The sequence below is a fragment of the Rhodococcus sp. NPDC047139 genome, from assembly GCF_040643435.1.
Classification (GTDB): Bacteria; Actinomycetota; Actinomycetes; order Mycobacteriales; family Mycobacteriaceae; genus Rhodococcus.
In genome coordinates this window covers 136249-156868 of sequence record NZ_JBEYUH010000004.1, presented here as the reverse complement: position 1 = coordinate 156868, position 20620 = coordinate 136249, and the positions used below count along the sequence as shown (strand labels likewise).

Genomic DNA, 20620 nt, shown 5'->3' with positions numbered 1-20620 from the left:
AAGGAGATAAACGTGGCACAGAAAGTGCGCGTCCAATATTTCGACGATATCGACGGCCAACCGATAATGGACGGCCTGGCCCAGTCATTCCGCATCACGGTCGACGGCGACGAGTACGAACTCGATCTTCGGCCTGCCAATGCCGACAAGTTCCTGGCGGTACTCCGCCCGTGGCTCCACGAGAAGTCGCCTGCCAAGCGTGGTCGGAACGCTCGCACGATCACGCCGAAGAAAACACCCGCGAAGGTGCGCACCCGGACATCGGGCACCCACAAGGCGATTCCCCCCACTCGGTCACCTGAGCAACTCGCGGCGATCCGGCACTGGGCTCGCAACGAGGGGTACGACATCAGCTCGCGCGGCCGCATCCCGCGGCACATCCTCGAGCAGTTCGAGGCTGCCCACTCCTGAGCATCACCGCGGCCGGCATCACCTCGTCAGGCGACGAGATGGTGCCGGTCGTCGCGGCGGATGGTGACCGCAGCGACGATCACCCCGACGACCACACCGACGAGAGTGTCGGCGACCCGGCTCAACGCGACGTCGGGACCGGCGTGCTGACCGAGTCCCGTGAGCAGCAATGCCATGGCGGTGACTCCGACCGAGGCGAGCGCATAGTTCCGGGTGATCGAGAGTTCGGTGAGTGTCTGGAACAACACGACAGCGGCGACCACCGGCCAGTATCCCGGATCGAGTGCCAGCAGCACGGCCGCGATCACGGCGCCTCCCACATTTCCGATCAGACGTTGAATGGCGCGCTGAACCGTGTTGCGGTAGTTCAGACCTTGCAGCGCGGCCATGGCACCCATCGACGCCCACAGGGGATGGTCGAGCCCGACGAGTGCTGCCGACGACGCCGCGAGCAACGAAGCGACGAAGACCCGGCCTCCTCCGATCAGTACGAGGCGGTCGAGCAGCCGACCGAATCCTTCACGGACGAACCCGGGCGGCGTGGGCGGTACCGGATATCCGTCGACATCGACACGCGGAATCGCGATGTCGCGCCGCGCCTTCCGGAGTTCGATCTCGAACCTGGCGAAGTCGTCGCGCCCGGCGCGGTGGGTGTCGCGCGAACCGCTGTCGAGGACTGTTTCCGCCGCCTCGACCAGTGCGACCAATTCGTGCACGTGGGGGCACGGTCGTCGCGGCGCGTTCAGTGCGATGATCTCCCGGGCCTTTCGGATACTTTCTCGTGCTGCGGGAACCGCTTCCGAACCGCGGGTTTCGAGCGCGGAGACCGCCGCGAGAGCCCGCGCGACCGCGATCCGGGCAGGCGTATGAGGATGGGACAGTACCGGCATCAGTGCGATGGCGAAGCCGATCATTGCTCCGGCGGCCGCCGCTGCGGCGACCAGGCCCACATCACTCCATTCGTCGGCGAAACCCGCAGCACCAGCCGCTGCGAAGATGAGAATCACCGGACCCGGACCGGTGACCGAGAAGGCCGCGAACACCCAGTAGGCAACGGCCGAACCCAGTGACAGCACTGTGATCTGGAACCACAGTGAAGCACCGGCCGCTCCGAGCACGGCACCGAAGGCGGTGTAACCGACGATGCCGAGACCGACCCAGGGCAGGCGGGCCGCGAGACGCGGGTACGGCTCGTAACGCAGAAAGGCACTGGTCAGCGCTCCGAGCGCGCCGAAGCCGGCCACCTGTTCGTAACCGAGCAGACCTCCGACGACGAGCGCGAGCATCGTCGCGAACCCCACGCGCAGTGCGACGGCCACGGTGGGCTCGCCGCGACGCAGCTCGAGAGCATCCCTCCATGCGGTCGCCGACAGTGAATGCGCGAGCGCTCCGTGGGTGTGACGGAGTTGGACGCGGTCTTCGAATCGGAGGGAGAGCATCCGCCCACCGTATTACTTCACTAGTAAAATATCTATGAAGTTACTCCTCGCATGCAGTTAGACTGGCCACATGCCCTCCGAGCCGCCCCAGCCCGATTACGTCGACCGCGTACGTCTCGGATGGACCGCCCGGTACCCGGACATCGATGCCCGGCCCATAGACGTGATCGGCCGTATCACCCGTATCGGCTCGCTCGCGCTCGCCCACTTCGATCGGGAACTCGAATCGAGCGGAATCAGCCGCACCGAATACGAGGTACTCAGCGCCCTCGCCCGCAGCGACAATCCGTTGCGGGCCAGTGAAGTCACTTCCGTCACGGGCATTTCGGGGGCCTCGACCACGAAGCACACCGAACGACTCGCCAAACTCGGTCTCGTCGAACGCAAACGACTCGAACGCGACGGTCGTGTCGTGCTGCTCACTCTGACCGACGAAGGTCGCGCGCTGGTCGAGAAGGAATTCCCGCGTCGCTTGGCTCGCGAGAAGCAGATGCTCGACGGACTCGACGACGGCGAACTGCAGACCCTGTCCGATCTCCTGCGCAGAGTCGTCCGCAACGTCGAGAACCACTACCCGTCCTGACCCGCCGAAGGTCAGGGCATTTCCTGCGTCTCGGCTCGTTCGATCTCGCTCACGGCGCGACGCAGATACGGTTCGGGTGCCACGCGGCGCGCCGCTACCAGATCGGCTACGACGAGCAACCCGGCAGCGAGATACTGCTCGGCTCGGATCCTCGGGCCTTCGGCATCCGGATCGGAGACACCGAGCGCTCCCGTCAGCACGGCCACGACGGCGTCGAGTTCCAGCGAGGGCAACCACCGCAGCCCCGACCGGACGCAGCGTTCGAGCACCGCCTGGACATCCTCTCCGGCCAGGCCGTCAGGATGCAGTTCTTCGAGCAGTTCACGAATCATGCCCGCATGGACGGCCGTGACCTGTTCGTAGGGCAGACCGATCAGAACCACGACCGCGTCGTCGAAGGCCTGTGCCGACTCGTCGTGTGCAGCGGCCAGCGCATCCGCGGTGGCCGCCGCGATCTCACGGGGCGTTCTCGGCCAGTGGTCGGGCCACACAGCGATCTCCTCGTCCTTCGTGGCAACTCGGTCACAGACGTTTCTGCAACGCGAGCGCGTCGTGTGGGGCATAGCCTTTCATGTCGTTGTCGAAATAGACGTAGACGTCCTTTCCGCTGTGCACCCATCCGTCGATCCGCTCGGCCCACACGTCGAGAACCTCGGGTGTGTACCCGCTCGCATACAGCTCCTTGTCTCCGTGCATCCGCACGTAGACGAAGTCGCTCGTAACATCCGTGAGAAAGGGGAACTTTCCTGCGGCGTCGGCGACGACGAGCCCGATGTCGTGGGTGCGCAGGAACTCCACCGCTTCCGGGCTCGCAAGGTCGGGATGCCGCACTTCGACGGCATGCCGCAACGGGCGTTCGGCGTCGATGTCCACCCATGCCCGGTCCTCGGAGAGTTTGTCGGTGTGCCGGCGTGCGAGTTCGGTTGCGGCCGCAGTCGTACGGGGCAGCTGTGCGAAGAACTCCGCGAGCCGGTTCTTCTCGAACCCGAGAGTGGGAGGAAGCTGCCACAGCACCGGTCCGAGTTTCGGCCCGAGTGCGAGTACGCCGGAGGCGAAGAAATTTGCCAGCGCATCCTCGACACCCGCGAGTCGCTTCATGTGGGTGACGAAGCGACCTCCCTTGACGGCGAAGACGAAGCCCTCCGGCGTCGCGTCCCGCCACGAGAGATAACTGCTCGGACGTTGCAGCGAGTAGAACGATCCGTTGATCTCGATCGACCCGAAGCGCTGCGCGGCGTATTCGAGTTCTCGGCGCTGGACGAGCCCATCGGGGTAGAAGTCGCCGCGCCAGCTCGGATAACGCCAACCGGATATTCCGATCCTCGCCGTGGCCATCCCCCGAGCGTAACCTCACCCGGCAATTCGACACGCGCACCCGCGGATCGCGCCTATTCTCAGGGCTACACGACCACTCGTATGCCAGGAGCCCTCATGTCCGCGAGCTCGGTTTCTTCCAATGATCCGTTCCGATCGTTGTTCAAGCAGATCTGGTGGGTGGTGCTGCTGCGCGGGATCCTCGCAGTCCTCTTCGGTATCGTCGCCCTCGTCTGGCCCAACATCACCGTGTGGGCACTCGTAATCGTCTTCGCCGCCTACGTCATCGTCGACGGCATCGTGCTCGCCGTTCATTCGGTCCGCGACAAGATCGAGGGCTGGGGTTGGTGGCTCGCGATGGCTGTCGTCTCGGTCATCGCCGGTCTCGTGGCCTTGTTCTGGCCCGGCATCACCGCGTTGGCGCTGCTGTACGTGATCGCGTTCTACGCCATCCTGTTCGGCATCGCCGGCATCGTCGGGGGTATCCGATTCAGGAAGGTCCACGACTCCGGATGGATATGGTCGGTGCTTGCGGGCGTCCTCGCCGTTCTGCTCGGAATCGTGCTGCTGATCTTCCCCGGCGAGGGCATTCTGAGTCTGATCGTCCTGCTCGGCATCTATGCGATCCTGTTCGGCGTGGTGCTGATCGTCCTCGCCTTCCAGGTGCGCAGCACTGCGAAGAAGGCCGGGGTCCTCTGACCCCGGCCCTACCCGCCGGTTCTCATGCGTCGCGAAGGCGACCCCACGCGTGCCAGCGATCGATTTCGATCCACGCGTTCACGCGCTTGTTCTCCCGTACGTAGTACGGATTCCCCGTGTAGTGACGCGAGATCCGGTCGATGTCCTCCAGCGACGGATCGTCAGCGAATTCCACGACACGCCCCTGGATGCTGACATGCGTGACCCAGTCCTGCGGATCCATCGCCGAGAGGCTCACCCGGGGATCGTTGCGCAGATATTCGAGACGCTTGCGACTCTCGTCCATGTTCACGAGGATGCGTCCGTTCTCGAAGATGTACCAGGTCGGAACGGAGACGGGCTGGCCATCCGGACGCAACGAACTGATGGTGGCGTAGTTGGGCCGGGCGAGAAATTCGGCGACGGTGTCGGGCATGGGTCGTTTCGGCACGGCACTCCTTTTTCGATGCGGTGAAGTGAGGTGAATCGTATCGAGACAAGGTTGCGATTACCGGTGAAACAGTCCCCGGTGACGGCGGGTGGGCCGACCATGGAAGTCGACATCCTCGAAGAAGGAGAGGCTCATGCCACGATATCTCTGGCAGGTGAACTACACCGCGGACGGCGCACGCGGTCTGCTCACCGACGGTGGCACGTCCCGTCGCGATGCCATCGTCAAGATGGTCGAAAGTGTAGGCGGCACGGTCGAATCCGTGTACTTCGCGCTCGGCGGACACGACCTGTACGTCCTCGGTGAGGTGCCCGACGAGATCGCGGCCGCGACTCTCGAACTCCGCACCATCGCGTCCGGAGCCGCACGATCCACGCCGATCGCCCTGCTCACTCCGGAACAGGTCGACGAAGCCGCGCGACGCGATGCGGAGTACCGCTCTCCGGGCAGGTGAGCGGATTCACGTCCGGCGACGTCCCAGTTCGCGACGCAGCCCCGAGACGTTGACCGACCCGGGCCGGAGTAGGTCATGAATGATTGTTCACCGGACGCAGCACGGCACTCCGGGCACGCCAACGGTTCATCGGGAGTATCCGACCAGATTGAGCGCGTACCCGGCGAAATCGTCGGCCACTTCCTGCGCCGTGAGCGGACCGTCCTCCCGGAACCACAGCGGGATCCCGGCACACATCGTCAGCACCGCGGCAACTCCCTGCCGCACTCTTTCGAGTGTGAACAAACCTTGGGCCACAGCATCTTCCGCAATATCAATGAAAAGTTGCTCCTGTGCGTCCCGGGAGCCCACCACGCGTTTGCGGTCGAGCGCGCCGAGATAGCGCAGTTCCGAGTTCGCCACGAGACAGGCACGCGGGTTGCGCGCAGTGTAGAGAGCGTGGGCGGCCACCGCGGCTCGCCACTGTTCGGCAGGATCGGCGCCGGCCTTCCGAAGTGCATTGCGGGTCGCGGTGAACTGCTCGTCGCTCGCGCGGCGAAGGATCTCCACCAGGAGTTCGGACTTGTTCTCGAAGTGGTTGTAAACATTGGCAGCGCTACAACCTGCGGCTTTGGCAATCTTGCGCATCGTCGCGCCATGAAAGCCGCACTCGTAGAACTCGTCGAGTGCAGTTTCGAGGATCCGTTCGCGAATGGACGACGACGCACCGTTCGACCGGTTGTTCATCCCTGCACAGTAAGCACAAGAGCCGCCGACCAGCAACAACATTCCCATCGGCGGAAAGAAACGGCGGCGATATGGCCCAAATCACGTGAACGATCGTTAGCCAAACGTGTCTCGGCGGATCTGTGTCCCCTCCCCCGCCCCGAGCCGTCCCTGGACGAACGCATCGCCCGGCTCGAGGACGGCTGGGACGAGAACCCCTTCGCGCTCGCCGGCGCCCGCGGTGCGGCGGTCGCCGGCCCGCGCTGATCCTCATCGATATTTCGGGTTCGCGATCTTCAGCCGGTTCGCGGCCAACCCCCTGACCACCTCGGCGACATGCTCGTCGTCGAGGCGATCTCGTCCTGCACGCACGCCGAGGGCAAGTTCGGTCTCCGAGCGGTAGCCGAGCCCGGCGAGCCGCACTCCGTACGTCTCACGCATTGCCGGAGCAATGAGGGCCTCACGCGCGGCGATTCCGAGTACGTGCGCCGCAACCCGGCTCCGGTAGCGCGTCTTCGCATCGGCGGCGGAACCGACCTCGAGGACGAATTCCCGGACGGCGTCGAGCAATTCCTCTACGGGTGGCGTTCCGAGTAGGTCCGGCTCGGGAGTGGATGTCGTCGTGTCGTCGTAGGGAGGGACGTCGAGCAGATCCAGCAGGTCGTGTTCGCACTCGGCGACACGGCGCCCGATGGCGAGCAGTTCGAGTGCGTTGTCGCCGCCCGACGGCGCGGCAGCGGCCTGAATCCGGCAGATCACCGCCCACCGCAATGATCCGAAGATCTCCCACCAGTGGACGACTTCGGGATCGGGTGTCTGCCCCGACTCGTCCGCGTAACCGCGAAACAGGTCTTCACGGGAACCGAAGCCACCAACCGCGTGCGGTGCCCCGAACCGCCACGTTCGGGTGCACAGCCACCCGAGATCCTCCATCGGATCACCGACGTGGGCCAGCTCCCAGTCGAGGACTCCGCGTACCCCACCGGTATCGATGAGCAGATTTCCGTTACGGAAGTCTCCGTGCACGAACGTTTTACCGGTCGCCGTCGGCCGATTATCCGTCAGCCAGGCGAAGGCCGCCTCGAGTGCCGGCACGGGTGTCCCGGTAGCGGCGTACTCGTCGAACAGGAACGACAGTGGATCGTATTCCGGCAGGTGCGGGACGGCCCCGATATCCATACGGTGGATCTTCGCAAGGATGCGCCCGAGTTCGTAGGGCAGCTCGGCACGGACCCCGGCCAGGTCGTCGTCGCGCAAAAGCTTCTGCGGCAGTGCCTCACCTGGCACCCGGGACATGACCAGATAAGCGCCGATTCCGGGGTGCGGTTCGTCTCCGCTGCGGTCGATCACATCGGGTACGGGAACACCGACGCGCGCCGCCTCCTCGAACGCCGCGGCTTCCATCGCGATCCTGTGTGCATCCTCGCGCCCCGGCGGGTCGCGCCGCAGGATCAGCTCCCGGGCAGCCCCGGCGGCCGACACTGCTGTGAGCGCCCACGTCTCCCGGCTCGCACCGCCGGTGAGCCGCTCGATGCGCCGCAACATCCACCGACCACCGAGCACCGACGAAAGGCGCATCGTCAGTGCGTCTTTCATCTCACCACTGACGCTACCCACAACGACCTCCCTGTTCTTTTTCCTTGCCGGGATACTTCCACGGCGATCCGAGGTGTGTGAGCACTTCCGTCGCAGAAGTTACCCGGTGGGACGAGACGCCGATTACCGCATCGCCGCTCGGGCTTCGGCAAGCAGATCGTGGATGTGGGCGTCACCGCGGCAGTAGGCGCCGTCGACCAGTTTCCGGATCCGCGCGCGTCCGGCGACGATCCGAAAGACGGGCAACGACAGCAGGTAGGCCGCTTTCGGTAGCGGGTCGAGTACCGCGGGCAGGCCGTTGTGCCGCCGGAAGCGCGAGGGGACGACCGCCAGCGACATCAGTTCCGACAGCAGCAGCACGGCGTCGGCCAGCACGTCGCGAACACGGCGGCCTCCGCCGGGTCGGACGAGATTGCCCAACGCCCGGATCCGGTCGCCCCACCAGCCACGCTTGTCGTAGAACGAACCCGACACCGAGTCGTAGTAGCTCTCCAATTCGTCCGGGGTGCGCGGGAACTCCTCGCGCGGCACTCCCATCAGCACCGCGAGTTGGGCCGTCTCGGCGAGATAGCGGCGCACCTCGTCGTCGGTGAGCGAAGGTACGCGCCTGCCGCCGACGTACGCGAAGTGCTCGTAGGCGAGCAGCGCAGCGTGTGCGATAGTCACCGCCGCGAACAGCATGTTCGCTGTGCTCGTCGCGGAGTAGGGCTCACCCGTCTCACCGATCGTCCCGTGCATGGGGCGGTGATAGGCGAACAGTTGTCTCGCAGCGGTGTCGGCCTCCGCACGCGAACCGAACAGGATCGGCGCCGGGACGCCGACGGTCCGCACGATCCGATCGTGGAAGGTCACCGGTCGCCCGGGCGGCACGTGCCTGCTGCGTCGATGCGCACCGAAGACGGGATCGTGCTCGGAAAGCACGTACTGGAAGGCGATGTGCGGTGATTCCAGCACGTTCGTGATCTGCGCGATCATCACTTGTGTCGCCGGATGAAGGAAGATCCGCCAGGCGAGCGAGTCGGGGCCGAAGTATCCGTGATCTTCGGTGGCACCGCCGAGTGACGCCGGAGACGCCATGCCACCCCCTTCGCCGAAAGGACTGCTTCCGCTGAATCAGGAAACGTATGTTTCCAGTTGTCCTGTGCGACGCCAACGACCGCCTTCCGCCCGGCCGCATCTTCGGGACCTCACGCCGCGAACCCCACCGCGCCGATGACCGGGATGATCGTCATGAACACGATCGCGATCACGAAGAGCGTGATCGTGACCTTCCTGTTCCAGCGTGAGCGCGTTCCCGTCGCGGCGAGCATGAAGAAGACGAAACCCAAGCAGATGGATCCGATACCGATGACGACGGGTGTTTCCAGCATGCCTCCATCATCGCCCATGCCGGTCCCGAGTTTCCGTCGGTCTACTTCCGGTAGCCCGGTCCGGCAGGACCATCGGGACGAAATGCACCGTGGAAGGTCATCGGGACGTGGTGGCGCAGTTGTACCGCAGCGACGGGACCGTCGCTCGGGCGGTCCGCACGGAGGACGACGAGCCTGCTGCTCTTGCGTGCGGGCTGGTGTTCCAAGGTCAGCAGCCAGCCGTCGCCCTCGGCACCGCCGCGCGGCGCGAACAACGGCTCGCACACGGTGTTGTTCGCGCCGGCCGTGTATCGACTCGCTGCGCCCGTGTGGTGGTCGATCGTGGTGATCGAGTCGGGGTCTCCACCCGGAACCGAGGCGGACGCGAGGTAGCTGAAGCGGTGTTCGGTGGTGGCGAAGCGCGGGTCGAGCTGGGGGAACTCGCACCCACGGTCGTCGAGCGCGGTCGCGGTGATGTGGCCGGTCCTGCGGTCGACGGACAGTCGCGTGAGCGTGCCACCGAAGGCCGGTCCCGCGTCTCCGTGGTAGTTGCGCAGGTGGCCGTTCCAGCCTTCCCAACCGTCGACGGGATCGTGCACGACGAGTTCGACGACCGTGCGGTCCCCGGACTCGTGGGCGTTGGTGACGTGGAAGTGGAACAGCGCGTCGTATTCGAAGACGGTCGACTCACTTCCGTCCCGCGGTACCAGCACGATGGTGGTGCCGAGTTCCGGCCGGTACGACAACGCGTCGTCGAAGGGGCGCAGCCCCAGGGCGACCGGAACCGGATTGCGGACCACCAGTGGCCCGAGCACGAACACCATATGCCGCTCGGTGAGAGCGAAGTCGTGAACGAACCCGAGCTTGGGGATCGGGATCGTCGCGAGCCCATGGAGCCGTCCGCCGCGCTCCAGCCGGTAGCAGCGGATCACCGGCCGGGGGAAGAAATCGAGCCCGAAGTTGAAGACCTCTCCGGTATTCGGATCGACCTTCGGATGCGCGGAGAATGCGCCGAGGCGCTTCAACGCACCGCCGAACGATTCGGGACCGAAAGTCTGCAGGGTCTCCGCGTCGAGTCGATGCGGGCGCCCTCCCTCCCAGAGGGCGTAGAGCTCGTCGTCGTGCAACAGCACGCTGGTGTTCGCGAGATTCGCCGGGAACCTCAGCGCGTTGGCGAGCGGACCTCCGAGTCGCTGTGTGCTGAACCCTTTGGCAGGACGCCGTGTCTCGTTGGTCCGCTCGAACGCCTTCGTGCGCACATATCGATTCCGGTAGTGCAGCCCGTCCGGTCCGATACGGATCCGGGAGACCATTCCGTCGCCGTCGAAGATATGACTCATGGGATGACCGTCGAGGTCGAGGCGGCCAGGCCCGATTCGATAGAGGGTGCCCCGCAGTTCCTCGGGAATCACACCTTCGATATCACGCAGCTCGTAGTCGAATTCTCGATGCTGGGAATCCCACGGCGATCCTCCGAGTTCGTCGACAACCCGCTCGGACGCTCCGGTTGCAACAATCATGCATCGACCGTCGCACATCTGAGACAGATTGTGAAGATAAGTCTCATTCCGGAGGGGTGACCGTGGTAGATAGGCTTGGCCGGTGACGAATGGCGATGACGTGATTGCAGCGGCTCGGGCAGTGGTGCGGCGTGTCGGCGTCGGCGCACTGTCTCTCGCGGCCGTCGCCCGGGAAGCCGGAATCAGCCGGGCGACCATATACCGTCGCTATGCGTCGAAAGAGCATCTGCTCGGCGTGATCGTGGCCCACGAACTCGACACGCTCGAGCGACTCGTACTCGGCCGACTCCGGTTCGCGGACGAACCGCGGCAGACCGTACACATGCTCGTGCGCGAGGTTCTGGACTACAACGCCGGCAACGACGCCCTGCAGGCCGCTCTGCGCATCGACGGCTCGGCACTGACCCCCTGGCTCATCCGTTCCGAGGGAGGCAGCACGCTCGTCGACATCGTCACCGAACGGGCACTGACTCACATCGCCGATTCACCCTTGGCGCAACATCTCGGACCGACGCCGGAGGCGGCCGTGGAATTCATGGTCGGCGTGGTCTTCACTCAACTGCTCTCCCCCGCCCGGCACATGAGCCACGCCGACATCGCCGCATATATCACCGAAGCGATCTACCGCCCGTGAGGGTCCGAATCAGCGATTGAGTTTCGTGATCCGCCCGGTGAGCACCGTGGCGAAGGCGGTCCACGCCGAGTACGGGGCAAGGGCAGCTCCGGCTGCGGGGCTCGCCTCGGCTGTCCGCCGGGTGAGATCAGCCGTGCTGACCGCGAGCGCAGCGGCCACCAGAGTGGACGGCATCAGCCGATGCCACTTGAAGAACACCCACGACCACGACGCATTGAGGACAAGGTTCGTGGCGAGCGCAGTGATGTACTTACGCCGGCCCTCGTAATCGGCGGCGCCGGTGTACTCGTCGATCGCGACAGCCGAGGTCACTGCGATATCCGCGTAGAGCGCGGTCCATACGATCGGGAAGACTTCGGCAGGGGGCTGGAAACCGGGCTTGCGGAGCTTGCGGAACCACCGGGAATCGGAGTCTCGGGAGGCGATCGATCCGACGATGGCCGTTGTCGTCGTAGCAGCGGCGGTTGCGAGCACGGTGCTGAGCTTCATGGCGTCTCGGCTCCTGTCGGTGGTGGATGCTCGTGGTCTACCCGAGCCGGACATTCGGGAAACAGTCGGCTCGGAGAGGACAAGCGTCGAGCGGCAGCGGAAACTGACGAGCCCGACCACGACGACTGACAACGATCCCTCGACTCGAACCGCGGTCCTACATCCCACCCATCCCACTTCTTGGTGATCACTTCGTCACGAAACTGAGACTGGTCCAGTCGTTCCGGTCACTGCCCACCGTCCGTCGGCCTGCCCGAGGACGTAGGTGAGGCCGAGCCCGCAGTCGATCCCACACCACAGTCCGGCACCGACGTGGACCGTTCCGCCGTCTTGCCACTCCCGTGCACAACGCCTGCGCCCTGCTCGAGGCCGGCGTCCTGACCGCCGGCGGATTCAGCGACCGGACCGAGCAGGCTCCCAGCGCCCCGGAATCGACCGCCCGCGGTGATGTCCTCGCCACCTACGCATGCGGCAACGCCGACGCCAGCATCATCGTCGAAATCGACCTGCACAACACCCCGGAGTCGGCCCGCGAAGCCGCCGACTACAACACCAGCAACGACCAAAGGTTCTTGATCGACGGCGGCACCCGAGTTCCCTTCGGCCCCCTCCGAGGCGGCGCGAAGATCATCAACACCGAACTCGGCATCTCACGCGTGAGCTGGTCCAACGGGCCCTACGCAGTCCTGCTCGAGGTCATGTCGGACCCCGTCATCCCCGGCCTGCCCGCCACACATCCCCACGAAAACATCGACACCATGATCACCACCATCGTCGAGCGCGCCGACGCACGCCTTGCCAGTAGCAGCTGGTGAACCCGGCAACACCTGATCGCTCGAGACCGATGTCGAAGACCCACTCCTCCAGCGCGAGACGAGTGCGGTGAGGGTGGGGCACGGCGGGGCATGCTAGGACAGCTGCTGGTTGACCAGTCGGCTCTTCGCGAGAGGCGGTGGAAGATCCGGATAGAAGTTGTCCTGCTATCCTGAAGGTGATTCATTCTGAATCAGAGGAGGTGGGACAGATGAGCACCATGGACATCACCCGCGACCAGGCAGCCGCCGAACTCGACGAGGTCGCCGCCCGGCTACGGCTGAACAACCGCGCACTGCTGCGGGTCGTAGCCCGCGCCCACAAGGCCGGCATGCGGCAACGCGCCATCGAACAGCACCTCGACGTCTCCCAGGCCACCGTGCACCGCTTGCTGCGCCAAAGCGCCGAGAACCCCACAGTGCTCGAGCCGACCCCCGCCGAGATCATCGATCAGCGCACCGCCGGGCAGATCACCACCGATAAGATGATGGAGCAGCTGCTGAGCTGGACCTTCACCTTCGGCACCGTCCCGAAAGTCGGCGGTGTCGCCACCGACGCATACGAGCCCGGCAGCTGGGACGATGTCGAACGGGCCTTCTACCGCGGCCAACTCACCGAATCCGAACTCGCCAGCCTGATGGACAAGAACAAGGACAAGCTCGAACAGGCGGCGCGTTCTGTGTGAATGACGATTCCTTGTTGTTGCGCGACGCCGTCGCCGCGCAACTCGCCGACCTGTCCGCACCCGACGCACCCCTGAACACCGACTCACGACGCAACACCACGCAGTTGTATGCCACCTCCGTGCGCCGGCGGGTGTTCCGCAAAACCGTCATCGACCGGTACCTCGACTCGGCTCCCATGCCGCCACGGGAAGGCTGCTCGGCGCTGATCACCGCCGGGCCACCCGGGGCCGGCAAATCTACCCTGCTCAGCCAGCAGATCGCGGACCTACAGGACTATCGACGTCTCGATGCCGACGAGGTCAAGGACCATCTGCTCCGCCAGGCCCTCGACGAGGGGATCTACGACGACCTGCTCGAACACCGTCTTGCCGACGGTCACCCGATCGCGCCGCGCGAACTCGCCGCGCTGGTCCACCACGAATCGACCGCACTGATCGATCAGATCCGCCGGATCTGCACTGACCGGCACGAAAACGTGCTCATCGAAGGCACCCTGCGCTGGCCCGACCACGGCCGGCGATTGCTGACCGAACTCGCCGCCGCCGACTACACCAGCGTGCGCGTCCTCGGGGTCGAAGTGCCACGCAATCTCGCCCACGAGCAAGCCCTCCAGCGCTGGTGGACAGTCCGCCAGCAATGGACCCACCGACAGGACGAACTGGGAGGCCGCTACACCCCACCCGCAGCGATCGACTCCTGCTATCCCGCCGCAGGCCAGCGGTCGATCTGTGCGGACAACGCCGCAGCGCTCGCCCACCACCCCGTCTCGAATGGTTTCGAGGTCACAGTCACCATCTACGAACGCGACGACAACGGCAGTCCTGTCCCTGCCGATATCGGCTGATCACTCACCGCCGACATCAACACGCAGGAATTCGACTTCGCCTGGTCGGCAGATCCACGCTACCGGTGAACCACTCAACAACACCCACCACGCCCCGCGACAATCACACGCCCCGTACAGGAGTCTCACCGGAGCGCCCGAGCCACACTGACGCGCGTGAACCCTACGAAAGCAATGACGACCGGTCACGGCACCGTATGTCCATGACTATCGCGGCGTCGAACGAGCCACCTGGAAACTGGCGCCCCGCCGACGACGGGCCGTGCGCCGTGAAGGTCGACGGCGAAATCTCCACTGTGAGACTGCACCCGGAAGAACCCGAGCACCTTCGATCGACCTCGACGAGGCACGGGGACCATATAAAGAGATCGACCGATTACTCAGCGCGAATGAGCTTTCGAAGACGGTGGGCGCACTTTCGGCGGCGGAGGTCGACCATCAATGGCGGTGACCACGACAAGAAAGTCGTCACGGTGCAACTTCGCCAAACGAACTGTAGACCACACACCTCACACGACGGGAGGGACCGACACCCGATGGTGCCGGCCCCTCCCGCTACCGCGGTGCGCGCGCCGGTCCGAGAAAACCCGAACTAGTAGTCATCCGGTAACCGTCTACCTCTCGGTCACCACGGCGGGACGCTCCCTCCATGGCCGGTCAGAGCGCCAAGAGCTTCGCCTTCTGCACTTCGAACTCCTCCGACGTCAGAATCCCCTCGCTACGCAGCTCGGCGAGCTTCCGAAGCTCATCGGCGATCAGGGACGGTGCCATTGCTGCCGGCGCAGGCGGCGCAGGCGGCGCAGGCGGCGCAGGCGGCGCGACCTGACCAGATGCAGGCGTGGTCGGTATCGCTTTGCTATTGAACAGCCGGTGACTCTGGAACCACTTCTCGATCAGTTCAGATGTCCCATGGGCGACCTCCACGGACGCCAGCGTCGTCCCATTCCCCAGGAAGTGAAGCATTCGCGTAAGCATCTTGCCGTTGCGAGTGACAGAAAAACCCCTGACGTCGGCGATATTGACGCGGCAAGCCTGAGTGAACTCCCCGCTCTTGATGTACGCGGCGGTGCCGTCCTCGTACTCCAAAATCTTTCCGTTACCGAAGCCCAACGCGTGCTTGGTTGGCATAGCAGTCCCTCCGAGAATCTGTTCGGCGCATATACACGCCCGACGCATAGTCCTTGCTCAGGGCACTCATTGTCGGAATCGACGGGGATGACACGCCGCCCTGTCCATCGTCCGAATGACATCGTGGCGGGCATCGGGCAGGTCAGACCGGTGCTTACATGCTTCGGAGCAGTCCAGGTAGAGATGAGCCCTATCCCGGCACACGCGCCCTTGCGCGGATCTTCACAGCAATCTGCATGCCGACGTGATCGGGCTGTTGCGCACAAACCCGTGGCACACCGGGACCGAACCCAGTAAGCCGAAACATTTACCCCGGCAACGGAACACCCAGCTCTGCATGACGCCCTTGCGTCACGCAGAGCGGTGGTGCGTCCCATCGTCCCGACGTATGAGTCCCCGATTCGCCACTACTGTTCAGCTGATGAAGGCATCCAGCTCCAGGCTGACCTCCACCCCGTCCTTCTCCACCACGATCCGCGGATGCTCCACACCGGTCGCTGCCAGGTACTCCCGCAGTGTCGACAACAACAGATCGCTGCGGCGTTCGATCTTCGACACCGCCGCCTGCTCGACCTGCTCGGCAATGGCGGTCTTCGCAGTCAACTGGGCGATCCGGTCGTTGCCGCGACGGAATGTGCGCTTGTCACTTATCATGCTCACCTCCGGTTTCCTCGATCTACCGCTCGATCGCCACGTCGGCGCGCGGGCCGACACAGGACGCCCCAACCTGTTCTTCCAACTCGTCTCGTCCCGCTACGAACACGCCTCACTGATCCTGACCAGCAATCTGCCCTTCAGCGGCCGGGGCGGAGCCTTCGGTGACCAGGCCGTCGCCGCAGCAATGATCGACCGGATCGTCCATCACGCCTATGTGCTCACCCTCAAAGGCGCCAGCTACCGACTGCGCGGCAGAAACGTCGACAGTCTTCCCAGCATCCGCACCACCACCGGAAACAACGGAGACTAAACTGCCCTCAACCGGTCACTTTTCGAGCACCGGAACCGTCCAACATTCGAGCGCCGTCAACAGTGGACAGCACCTCCCGGCAGAGGCTTGTCGACGCTGCCGTCATCCTTCGGGTACGTATCGAGCATCCGCGTTGTTACGACCATGACAAGTGTTTCAGGCCGAGGCGATCGGGCACCCGAGCACGAGATACCTCTGCGATGAAAGGCCCTGTTGTGAAAGCTGTCGTCTGGCACGACGTCGGTGACATCCGACTCGACGAGATCCCCATGCCCACCCTGCAAGAACCGACCGACGCCATCATCCGCGTCACCTCCAGCGCGATCTGCGGCACCGACCTGCACCTGGTCCGCGGCACCATGTCCGGCATGAAACCCGGCACCGTCCTCGGACACGAAGCCGTCGGAGTGGTCGAGGAGGTCGGCGAGGACGTACGCGGCTTCCGCCCCGGCGACCGCGTCGTGGTGTGCTCGACGATCTCCTGCGGCTACTGCTCGTACTGCCGCGCCGGATACTTCGCCCAATGCGATAACGCCAACCCCAACGGCTCCCAGGCCGGCACGAGCTTCTTCGGTGGCCCCGAAGCCACCGGCTCTGTCGACGGACTGCAAGCCGAATACGCTCGCATCCCCTACGCCACCACCACTTTGGTGAAGGTTCCCGACGAGGTCATCGACGAACAAGCCATCATGGTCTCCGACGTCCTGCCCACCGGTTGGTTCGGCGCCCGACTGGCGCAGGTCACCGAAGGCGATACCGTCCTGGTGCTCGGTGCCGGCGTCGTAGGCCAATGCGCCATCGCCTCCGCCAAGAGACAAGGTGCCGCACGCGTCCTGGTCGTCGACGGAATCGACTCGCGTCTCGAGATGGCCCGCGCCCAGAACGCAGAACCTGTCAACTTCAACATCGAGGATCCCGTCCAGACGGTGCTCGACCTGACCGGCGGCATCGGCGTCGACCGGGTCGTCGACGCCGTAGGTGTCGATGCTCAACGCCCCGAGACCGGCCCGGCGGCCGACGACTTACCAGTTCCGGCCGAAACCTTCGATGCCGAAAGACAACTCGCCGCACCACAGTCCTCGCCGGACGGAAACCTGTGGGTACCCGGCGATGCCCCCAGCCTCGCGTTGCGATGGGCGACCCAGTGCGTCGCCAAGGCCGGGAGCATCGGCATCATCGGCGTATACCCGCCGAACTTCGACCGATTCCCCCTCGGTGAGGTGACCAACCGGAATCTGACGGTGCAGGCCGGCAATTGCAACCATCGCCGCTATATCCCGAAGCTGTTGGGCATGGTCGCCTCCGGTGCGCTCGACCCCACCGCCTTCATCACTCAGGAAACTGCCCCACGCCACGCCCTCGATGCCTATCGCCGGTTCGACACTCGCGAAGAGGGCTGGATCAAGACGGTGCTCGACGTCGACTCCCCCTGAGGGCCGAAGTGCCGACATGAAGTGAGCGTACGGGAGCAGTGGCAGCATGGCCCCCCGCCAGGAAACCGAAAGTCATCGCCATAGCAATGGGCGATCCGCCCGAAGGATAAAGATCACCGAAAATACCGGCAGCGACGGTCCCCGCCGCATACAGACCCGGGAGCGGCATACCGTCCCGCCGGAGCACCTGACCATGACGGGTGATGCGGGGTCCACCGGTGGTACTCAACATTCCCGGATGTACGCGCAGTGCGTAATAGGGCGCCACCTCGACCGGCGACATCGCACGGCGCCCGAACTTCGGATCCTCCCCGCGCTTCGCGAAGTCGTTGTACTCCGCCACCGTCACCGCCAACCTCACGGCATCGATGTCCAACCGCTGTGCGAGCCGATCGAGGTCGGGTGAAGGATGCAACCAGTCCGGGTCGGGGTCGCCCGGAGCTGCCGACAGGACGGCCATCTGCGAACGCGCGGTGGCATCGAAGATCAGCCATGCCGGACCGAGGTTGGGTAATCCCGGCCCTCGAGTGTCGAAATTGCCGAATACCTTCGGAAAGTCGTTGTAGCGGGTGTGTTCGTTCAGGAACCGTTCACCCCGGGCATCGACGATCAGCGATGCGGCGTGAGTACGTATCGGCAGGCCCGCCTGCGCGACCGGTACGTCATGGTTCGTCACCGTCGGGTCGTAGGCGACGGCGGTACCGAAGTAGGACCGCATGTTCGCCACCGATGCACCGGCCTCCAGCGCCATCTGCAGTCCGTCCCCGGTATTCGTGGGGGCACTGACGGGCACGACGTCGTATCCGATGAAGCCCCGGACCGAATCGCGATCCCACTCGAAACCCCCGCTGGCCAGCACGACGGCCCGACGGGCAGCGACCGCGCCGCCACCGGTACGTACACCGACCACTTCTCCGTCGGCGAGGACCAGACCATCGGCCGGACTGGATGTCCGGACGGCCACCCCACGGTCCACAAGACCGCGGAGCAATCGCGCCACCAATGCGACACCCTTGACCCGCACATCGGTGGCCGTGCGCCGAGCGATCGACTCCGCCAATTCGTCGGGATCCTGCGGAGCCCGTTCCTCGGCGTGAGTGGTTCTTTCGCCCAGTATGTTCAACGTCGAACGGATGGGCAGGGCGTCGGCGTGATCGGGGAGTTCGTCCCGGACCGCGAACGGCAGGGCCTCGACGGCACGGCCACCCGCTGTCCGGCCCGGTAGATCTTCGAGGTGCAGGTAGTAGTCGGGGAAACCGGGGATCGCGGCCGTTTTCAGAGGAGTGTGCTCCTCCAGATAGGCCAGCATCTGCGGCGCGGTCTCCACGAAGACGTCGACCAGTGCGGGATCGGGAACGTGGTCGTCGCACAGTGCCCTGATATATGCGAGTGCGTCGGATCGTGAATCGGTCCCGCCCAGTTCTCCGAAATGACTGTTGGCCGGAATCCAAGCCGCACCGCCCGACAGCGCCGTCGTCCCGCCGAGCCGGTCGCTCTTCTCCAGCAACAACACCGACGCACCACCGTCGGCGGCGGTCACCGCAGCGACGAGACCGGCTGCGCCGCTTCCGACCACGACGACGTCGAACACCTCCTGCCACGGATGCCGTGCGGCGTCGTCGATCACCTGATTGCGCACGAGCCGACCTCCACTGCCGTCGAATTGCCGGTGCGCCCGAGGGCCGCCGACGCCCCGGCACGCCGGCCGAAGAACGTGCAATCCCCCAGTGAGGCACCACTCACGTAGCCGGTGGCGGGGATGCCGGAGGTGATCCGGCCGGCTGCATAGAGGCCGGGCACGGGTACACCCTCGCGGTCGAGCACCACTCCGTCCGGGGCGGTCCGGAGACCGCCGAGAGTGAAGGTACGGAATCGTCCGCGGGCATCGAGGGCCGCGAACGGTGGCCGGAGGGGTTCGAGCCACCGCCCGGCTTTTCCGAACTGTTCGTCGCGACCGGCTTCGGCCGCCCGGTTGTAGGCCGCCACGGTCTCGACGAGAGCACTCACCGGCAGACCGGCTTCCTCCGCGAGTTCCTCGACGGTTTCGGCGACGAAATCGGGTTGCACCGGCCCGCGGAATTCTTCTGCGGCGTCGAAGATCTTCTCGTCGAGGACGAGCCAGACCCGCCCGCCACGATGGAAGAGTCCGTGTTGTCCGACCCGGCCGAGATAGGCATCCTCGTTGATGAACCGCCGGCCTTCGGCATCGACGAGTATGCCCGGCTTGACCAGAGCGGGAGGAACCGAGAACGCAGCTTCGCCGGCATCCATGTGCACTGTCGCGGCGCCGACCGCCATCGCCGCTCGGAGCACGGATCCGTCGTTCTCCTCCACCCCGAGTTTGTCCGTACCGACCAGGGCCGGAGCATGCTCGGAGAGCAGTCGGTCGTCATGGACGAAGCCACCGGCTGCCAGTACCACCCCGCGACGCGCCGCCAGGTACATATCCTGTCCGAACCGGCGGGCGACCACTCCGACCACCGCACCATGATCGTCGACGACGAGGCGTCGCACGCGCGTGTTGTTGCTCTGCTCGACACCGAGTTCGGCTGCGCGGCGGGCGAGCACCTGCATGAGGAGGAACCCACCGGCACTTCCGTGGCGCGACGCCGTCGGTGCGGCGGGGCAGTGCCCGCGGGGTGCAGGCTTCGCGAGGTCGGCGAAGGGCGCCGCATCCTCTCCACCCGAGAACATCAACCCGTCGTCGTTCCACGGCTCCGCGGTAGGAGCCGACCAGAAGGACGGCTTGAACGGCACACCGCATTCGACCAGCCAGTCGTAGTGCGCCACACTGCCTTCGCAGTAGATCCGCACCTTCTCCTCGTCGGCGTGGGGACCACACGCCGCCAGGAGGAAGCGGGTCATCTGCTCCGGCGAGTCCTCGAATCCGCATGCCTTCTGCAGTGCCGTTCCGCCCCCGAGGTAGATGAGGCCCCCCGACATCGCCGAGGTGCCACCGGATTCGCCGGCGGCCTCGAGCGCGAGTACCTCGGCGCCGTCGGTGCGCGCCTCGATCGCTGCCGAGACGCCGGCGGCACCGCACCCGACGACGATCACGTCGACCTGTCGGTCCCACGCGACGATCTCGGACTCCTTCAGGGCTGCGAAGTCGTTCACCGGACTCCT

23 protein-coding genes and 1 pseudogene are annotated in these 20620 nt (G+C 65.2%); 10 read left to right on the top strand and 14 right to left on the bottom strand.

Features of this window, described 5'->3' with window-relative positions:
- Positions 1 to 12 precede the first annotated feature (12 nt).
- Positions 13 to 411 (top strand): Lsr2 family protein, encoded by a 399-nt coding sequence (locus ABZ789_RS06505; protein ID WP_358420678.1) that lies wholly within the window; start codon positions 13 to 15, stop codon positions 409 to 411.
- Positions 412 to 437: 26 nt separating this feature from the next.
- Here the strand turns inward: ABZ789_RS06505 and ABZ789_RS06500 are convergent, their stop codons facing one another.
- Positions 438 to 1850 (bottom strand): FUSC family protein, encoded by a 1413-nt coding sequence (locus tag ABZ789_RS06500; RefSeq protein ID WP_358420675.1) that lies wholly within the window; start codon positions 1848 to 1850, stop codon positions 438 to 440.
- A gap of 70 nt (positions 1851 to 1920) precedes the next feature.
- Between ABZ789_RS06500 and ABZ789_RS06495 the strand changes: the two genes are divergently transcribed.
- Positions 1921 to 2433 (top strand): MarR family transcriptional regulator, encoded by a 513-nt coding sequence (locus ABZ789_RS06495; protein ID WP_358420672.1) that lies wholly within the window; start codon positions 1921 to 1923, stop codon positions 2431 to 2433.
- 11 nt (positions 2434 to 2444) lie between these two features.
- Here the strand turns inward: ABZ789_RS06495 and ABZ789_RS06490 are convergent, their stop codons facing one another.
- Complete coding sequence (locus ABZ789_RS06490; protein WP_358420669.1) at positions 2445 to 2924, bottom strand: hypothetical protein; 480 nt, start codon at positions 2922 to 2924, stop codon at positions 2445 to 2447.
- A gap of 31 nt (positions 2925 to 2955) precedes the next feature.
- Positions 2956 to 3768, bottom strand: coding sequence for a DUF72 domain-containing protein (locus tag ABZ789_RS06485; protein ID WP_358420666.1), 813 nt, complete (start codon positions 3766 to 3768; stop codon positions 2956 to 2958).
- A 96-nt stretch (positions 3769 to 3864) separates the two neighbouring features.
- Here ABZ789_RS06485 and ABZ789_RS06480 point away from each other — a divergent pair, with 96 nt between their 5' ends.
- On the top strand, positions 3865 to 4446 hold the full coding sequence (locus ABZ789_RS06480; RefSeq protein WP_358420663.1) for an HdeD family acid-resistance protein: 582 nt from the start codon (positions 3865 to 3867) through the stop codon (positions 4444 to 4446).
- A 22-nt stretch (positions 4447 to 4468) separates the two neighbouring features.
- Here ABZ789_RS06480 and ABZ789_RS06475 read toward each other — a convergent pair whose 3' ends face one another.
- Complete coding sequence (locus ABZ789_RS06475) at positions 4469 to 4876, bottom strand: TIGR03618 family F420-dependent PPOX class oxidoreductase (protein WP_358420660.1); 408 nt, start codon at positions 4874 to 4876, stop codon at positions 4469 to 4471.
- 133 nt (positions 4877 to 5009) lie between these two features.
- Between ABZ789_RS06475 and ABZ789_RS06470 the strand changes: the two genes are divergently transcribed.
- The gene (locus ABZ789_RS06470) at positions 5010 to 5330 is read left to right on the top strand and encodes a GYD domain-containing protein (protein WP_358420657.1); all 321 of its coding nucleotides are present in this window, start codon (positions 5010 to 5012) and stop codon (positions 5328 to 5330) included.
- A gap of 126 nt (positions 5331 to 5456) precedes the next feature.
- On the opposite strand, the gene ABZ789_RS06465 is transcribed toward ABZ789_RS06470, so the two are convergent.
- The 5 genes from ABZ789_RS06465 to ABZ789_RS06445 form a co-directional block, all read right to left on the bottom strand.
- Positions 5457 to 6056, bottom strand: coding sequence for a TetR/AcrR family transcriptional regulator (locus tag ABZ789_RS06465; protein ID WP_358420654.1), 600 nt, complete (start codon positions 6054 to 6056; stop codon positions 5457 to 5459).
- Between the two features lie 249 nt (positions 6057 to 6305).
- The gene (locus ABZ789_RS06460; RefSeq protein WP_358420651.1) at positions 6306 to 7652 is read right to left on the bottom strand and encodes a phosphotransferase family protein; all 1347 of its coding nucleotides are present in this window, start codon (positions 7650 to 7652) and stop codon (positions 6306 to 6308) included.
- A 102-nt stretch (positions 7653 to 7754) separates the two neighbouring features.
- Complete coding sequence (locus ABZ789_RS06455) at positions 7755 to 8708, bottom strand: oxygenase MpaB family protein (RefSeq protein ID WP_358420649.1); 954 nt, start codon at positions 8706 to 8708, stop codon at positions 7755 to 7757.
- 110 nt (positions 8709 to 8818) lie between these two features.
- Positions 8819 to 9001 (bottom strand): hypothetical protein, encoded by a 183-nt coding sequence (locus tag ABZ789_RS06450; protein ID WP_358420646.1) that lies wholly within the window; start codon positions 8999 to 9001, stop codon positions 8819 to 8821.
- Positions 9002 to 9042: 41 nt separating this feature from the next.
- A complete protein-coding gene (locus ABZ789_RS06445) occupies positions 9043 to 10500 on the bottom strand; it encodes a carotenoid oxygenase family protein (protein ID WP_358420643.1) in 1458 nt (485 codons plus the stop codon).
- 82 nt (positions 10501 to 10582) lie between these two features.
- Between ABZ789_RS06445 and ABZ789_RS06440 the strand changes: the two genes are divergently transcribed.
- Positions 10583 to 11134 carry a helix-turn-helix domain-containing protein gene (locus ABZ789_RS06440; RefSeq protein WP_358420641.1) on the top strand — a complete coding sequence of 184 codons (552 nt, stop codon included), beginning with the start codon at positions 10583 to 10585 and terminating at the stop codon, positions 11132 to 11134.
- 9 nt (positions 11135 to 11143) lie between these two features.
- Here ABZ789_RS06440 and ABZ789_RS06435 read toward each other — a convergent pair whose 3' ends face one another.
- A complete protein-coding gene (locus ABZ789_RS06435; RefSeq protein WP_358420639.1) occupies positions 11144 to 11623 on the bottom strand; it encodes a TspO/MBR family protein in 480 nt (159 codons plus the stop codon).
- Between the two features lie 341 nt (positions 11624 to 11964).
- On the opposite strand from ABZ789_RS06435, the gene ABZ789_RS06430 reads away from it, so the two are divergent.
- From ABZ789_RS06430 to ABZ789_RS06420, 3 genes are all read left to right on the top strand, one after another.
- Complete coding sequence (locus ABZ789_RS06430) at positions 11965 to 12438, top strand: hypothetical protein (protein ID WP_358420636.1); 474 nt, start codon at positions 11965 to 11967, stop codon at positions 12436 to 12438.
- A 209-nt stretch (positions 12439 to 12647) separates the two neighbouring features.
- Entirely contained in the window at positions 12648 to 13121 is a 474-nt protein-coding gene (locus tag ABZ789_RS06425) for a winged helix-turn-helix domain-containing protein (RefSeq protein WP_358420633.1), read from the top strand.
- The gene (locus ABZ789_RS06420) at positions 13118 to 13966 is read left to right on the top strand and encodes a zeta toxin family protein (RefSeq protein WP_358420630.1); all 849 of its coding nucleotides are present in this window, start codon (positions 13118 to 13120) and stop codon (positions 13964 to 13966) included. The genes ABZ789_RS06425 and ABZ789_RS06420 overlap by 4 nt, the downstream gene beginning before the upstream one ends.
- Positions 13967 to 14623: 657 nt before the next feature.
- Here the strand turns inward: ABZ789_RS06420 and ABZ789_RS06415 are convergent.
- A complete protein-coding gene (locus ABZ789_RS06415; protein WP_358420627.1) occupies positions 14624 to 15094 on the bottom strand; it encodes an SHOCT domain-containing protein in 471 nt (156 codons plus the stop codon).
- Between the two features lie 414 nt (positions 15095 to 15508).
- Positions 15509 to 15748, bottom strand: a complete 240-nt coding sequence (locus tag ABZ789_RS06410) for a hypothetical protein (protein WP_358420624.1) — start codon at positions 15746 to 15748, stop codon at positions 15509 to 15511.
- A gap of 70 nt (positions 15749 to 15818) precedes the next feature.
- Here ABZ789_RS06410 and ABZ789_RS06405 point away from each other — a divergent pair.
- Positions 15819 to 16061, top strand: a pseudogene (locus ABZ789_RS06405) (ATP-binding protein); the annotation flags it as partial.
- Between the two features lie 215 nt (positions 16062 to 16276).
- Positions 16277 to 17494 carry a zinc-dependent alcohol dehydrogenase gene (locus ABZ789_RS06400; protein ID WP_358420621.1) on the top strand — a complete coding sequence of 406 codons (1218 nt, stop codon included), beginning with the start codon at positions 16277 to 16279 and terminating at the stop codon, positions 17492 to 17494.
- Here ABZ789_RS06400 and ABZ789_RS06395 read toward each other — a convergent pair.
- Together ABZ789_RS06395 and ABZ789_RS06390 are read right to left on the bottom strand one after the other, a co-directional pair.
- Positions 17463 to 19133, bottom strand: a complete 1671-nt coding sequence (locus ABZ789_RS06395) for an FAD-dependent oxidoreductase (protein WP_358420618.1) — start codon at positions 19131 to 19133, stop codon at positions 17463 to 17465. The genes ABZ789_RS06400 and ABZ789_RS06395 overlap by 32 nt on opposite strands.
- Positions 19118 to 20611, bottom strand: a complete 1494-nt coding sequence (locus ABZ789_RS06390; RefSeq protein ID WP_358420615.1) for an FAD-dependent oxidoreductase — start codon at positions 20609 to 20611, stop codon at positions 19118 to 19120. Before ABZ789_RS06390 ends, ABZ789_RS06395 begins: the two co-directional genes overlap by 16 nt.
- Positions 20612 to 20620: the final 9 nt, after the last annotated feature.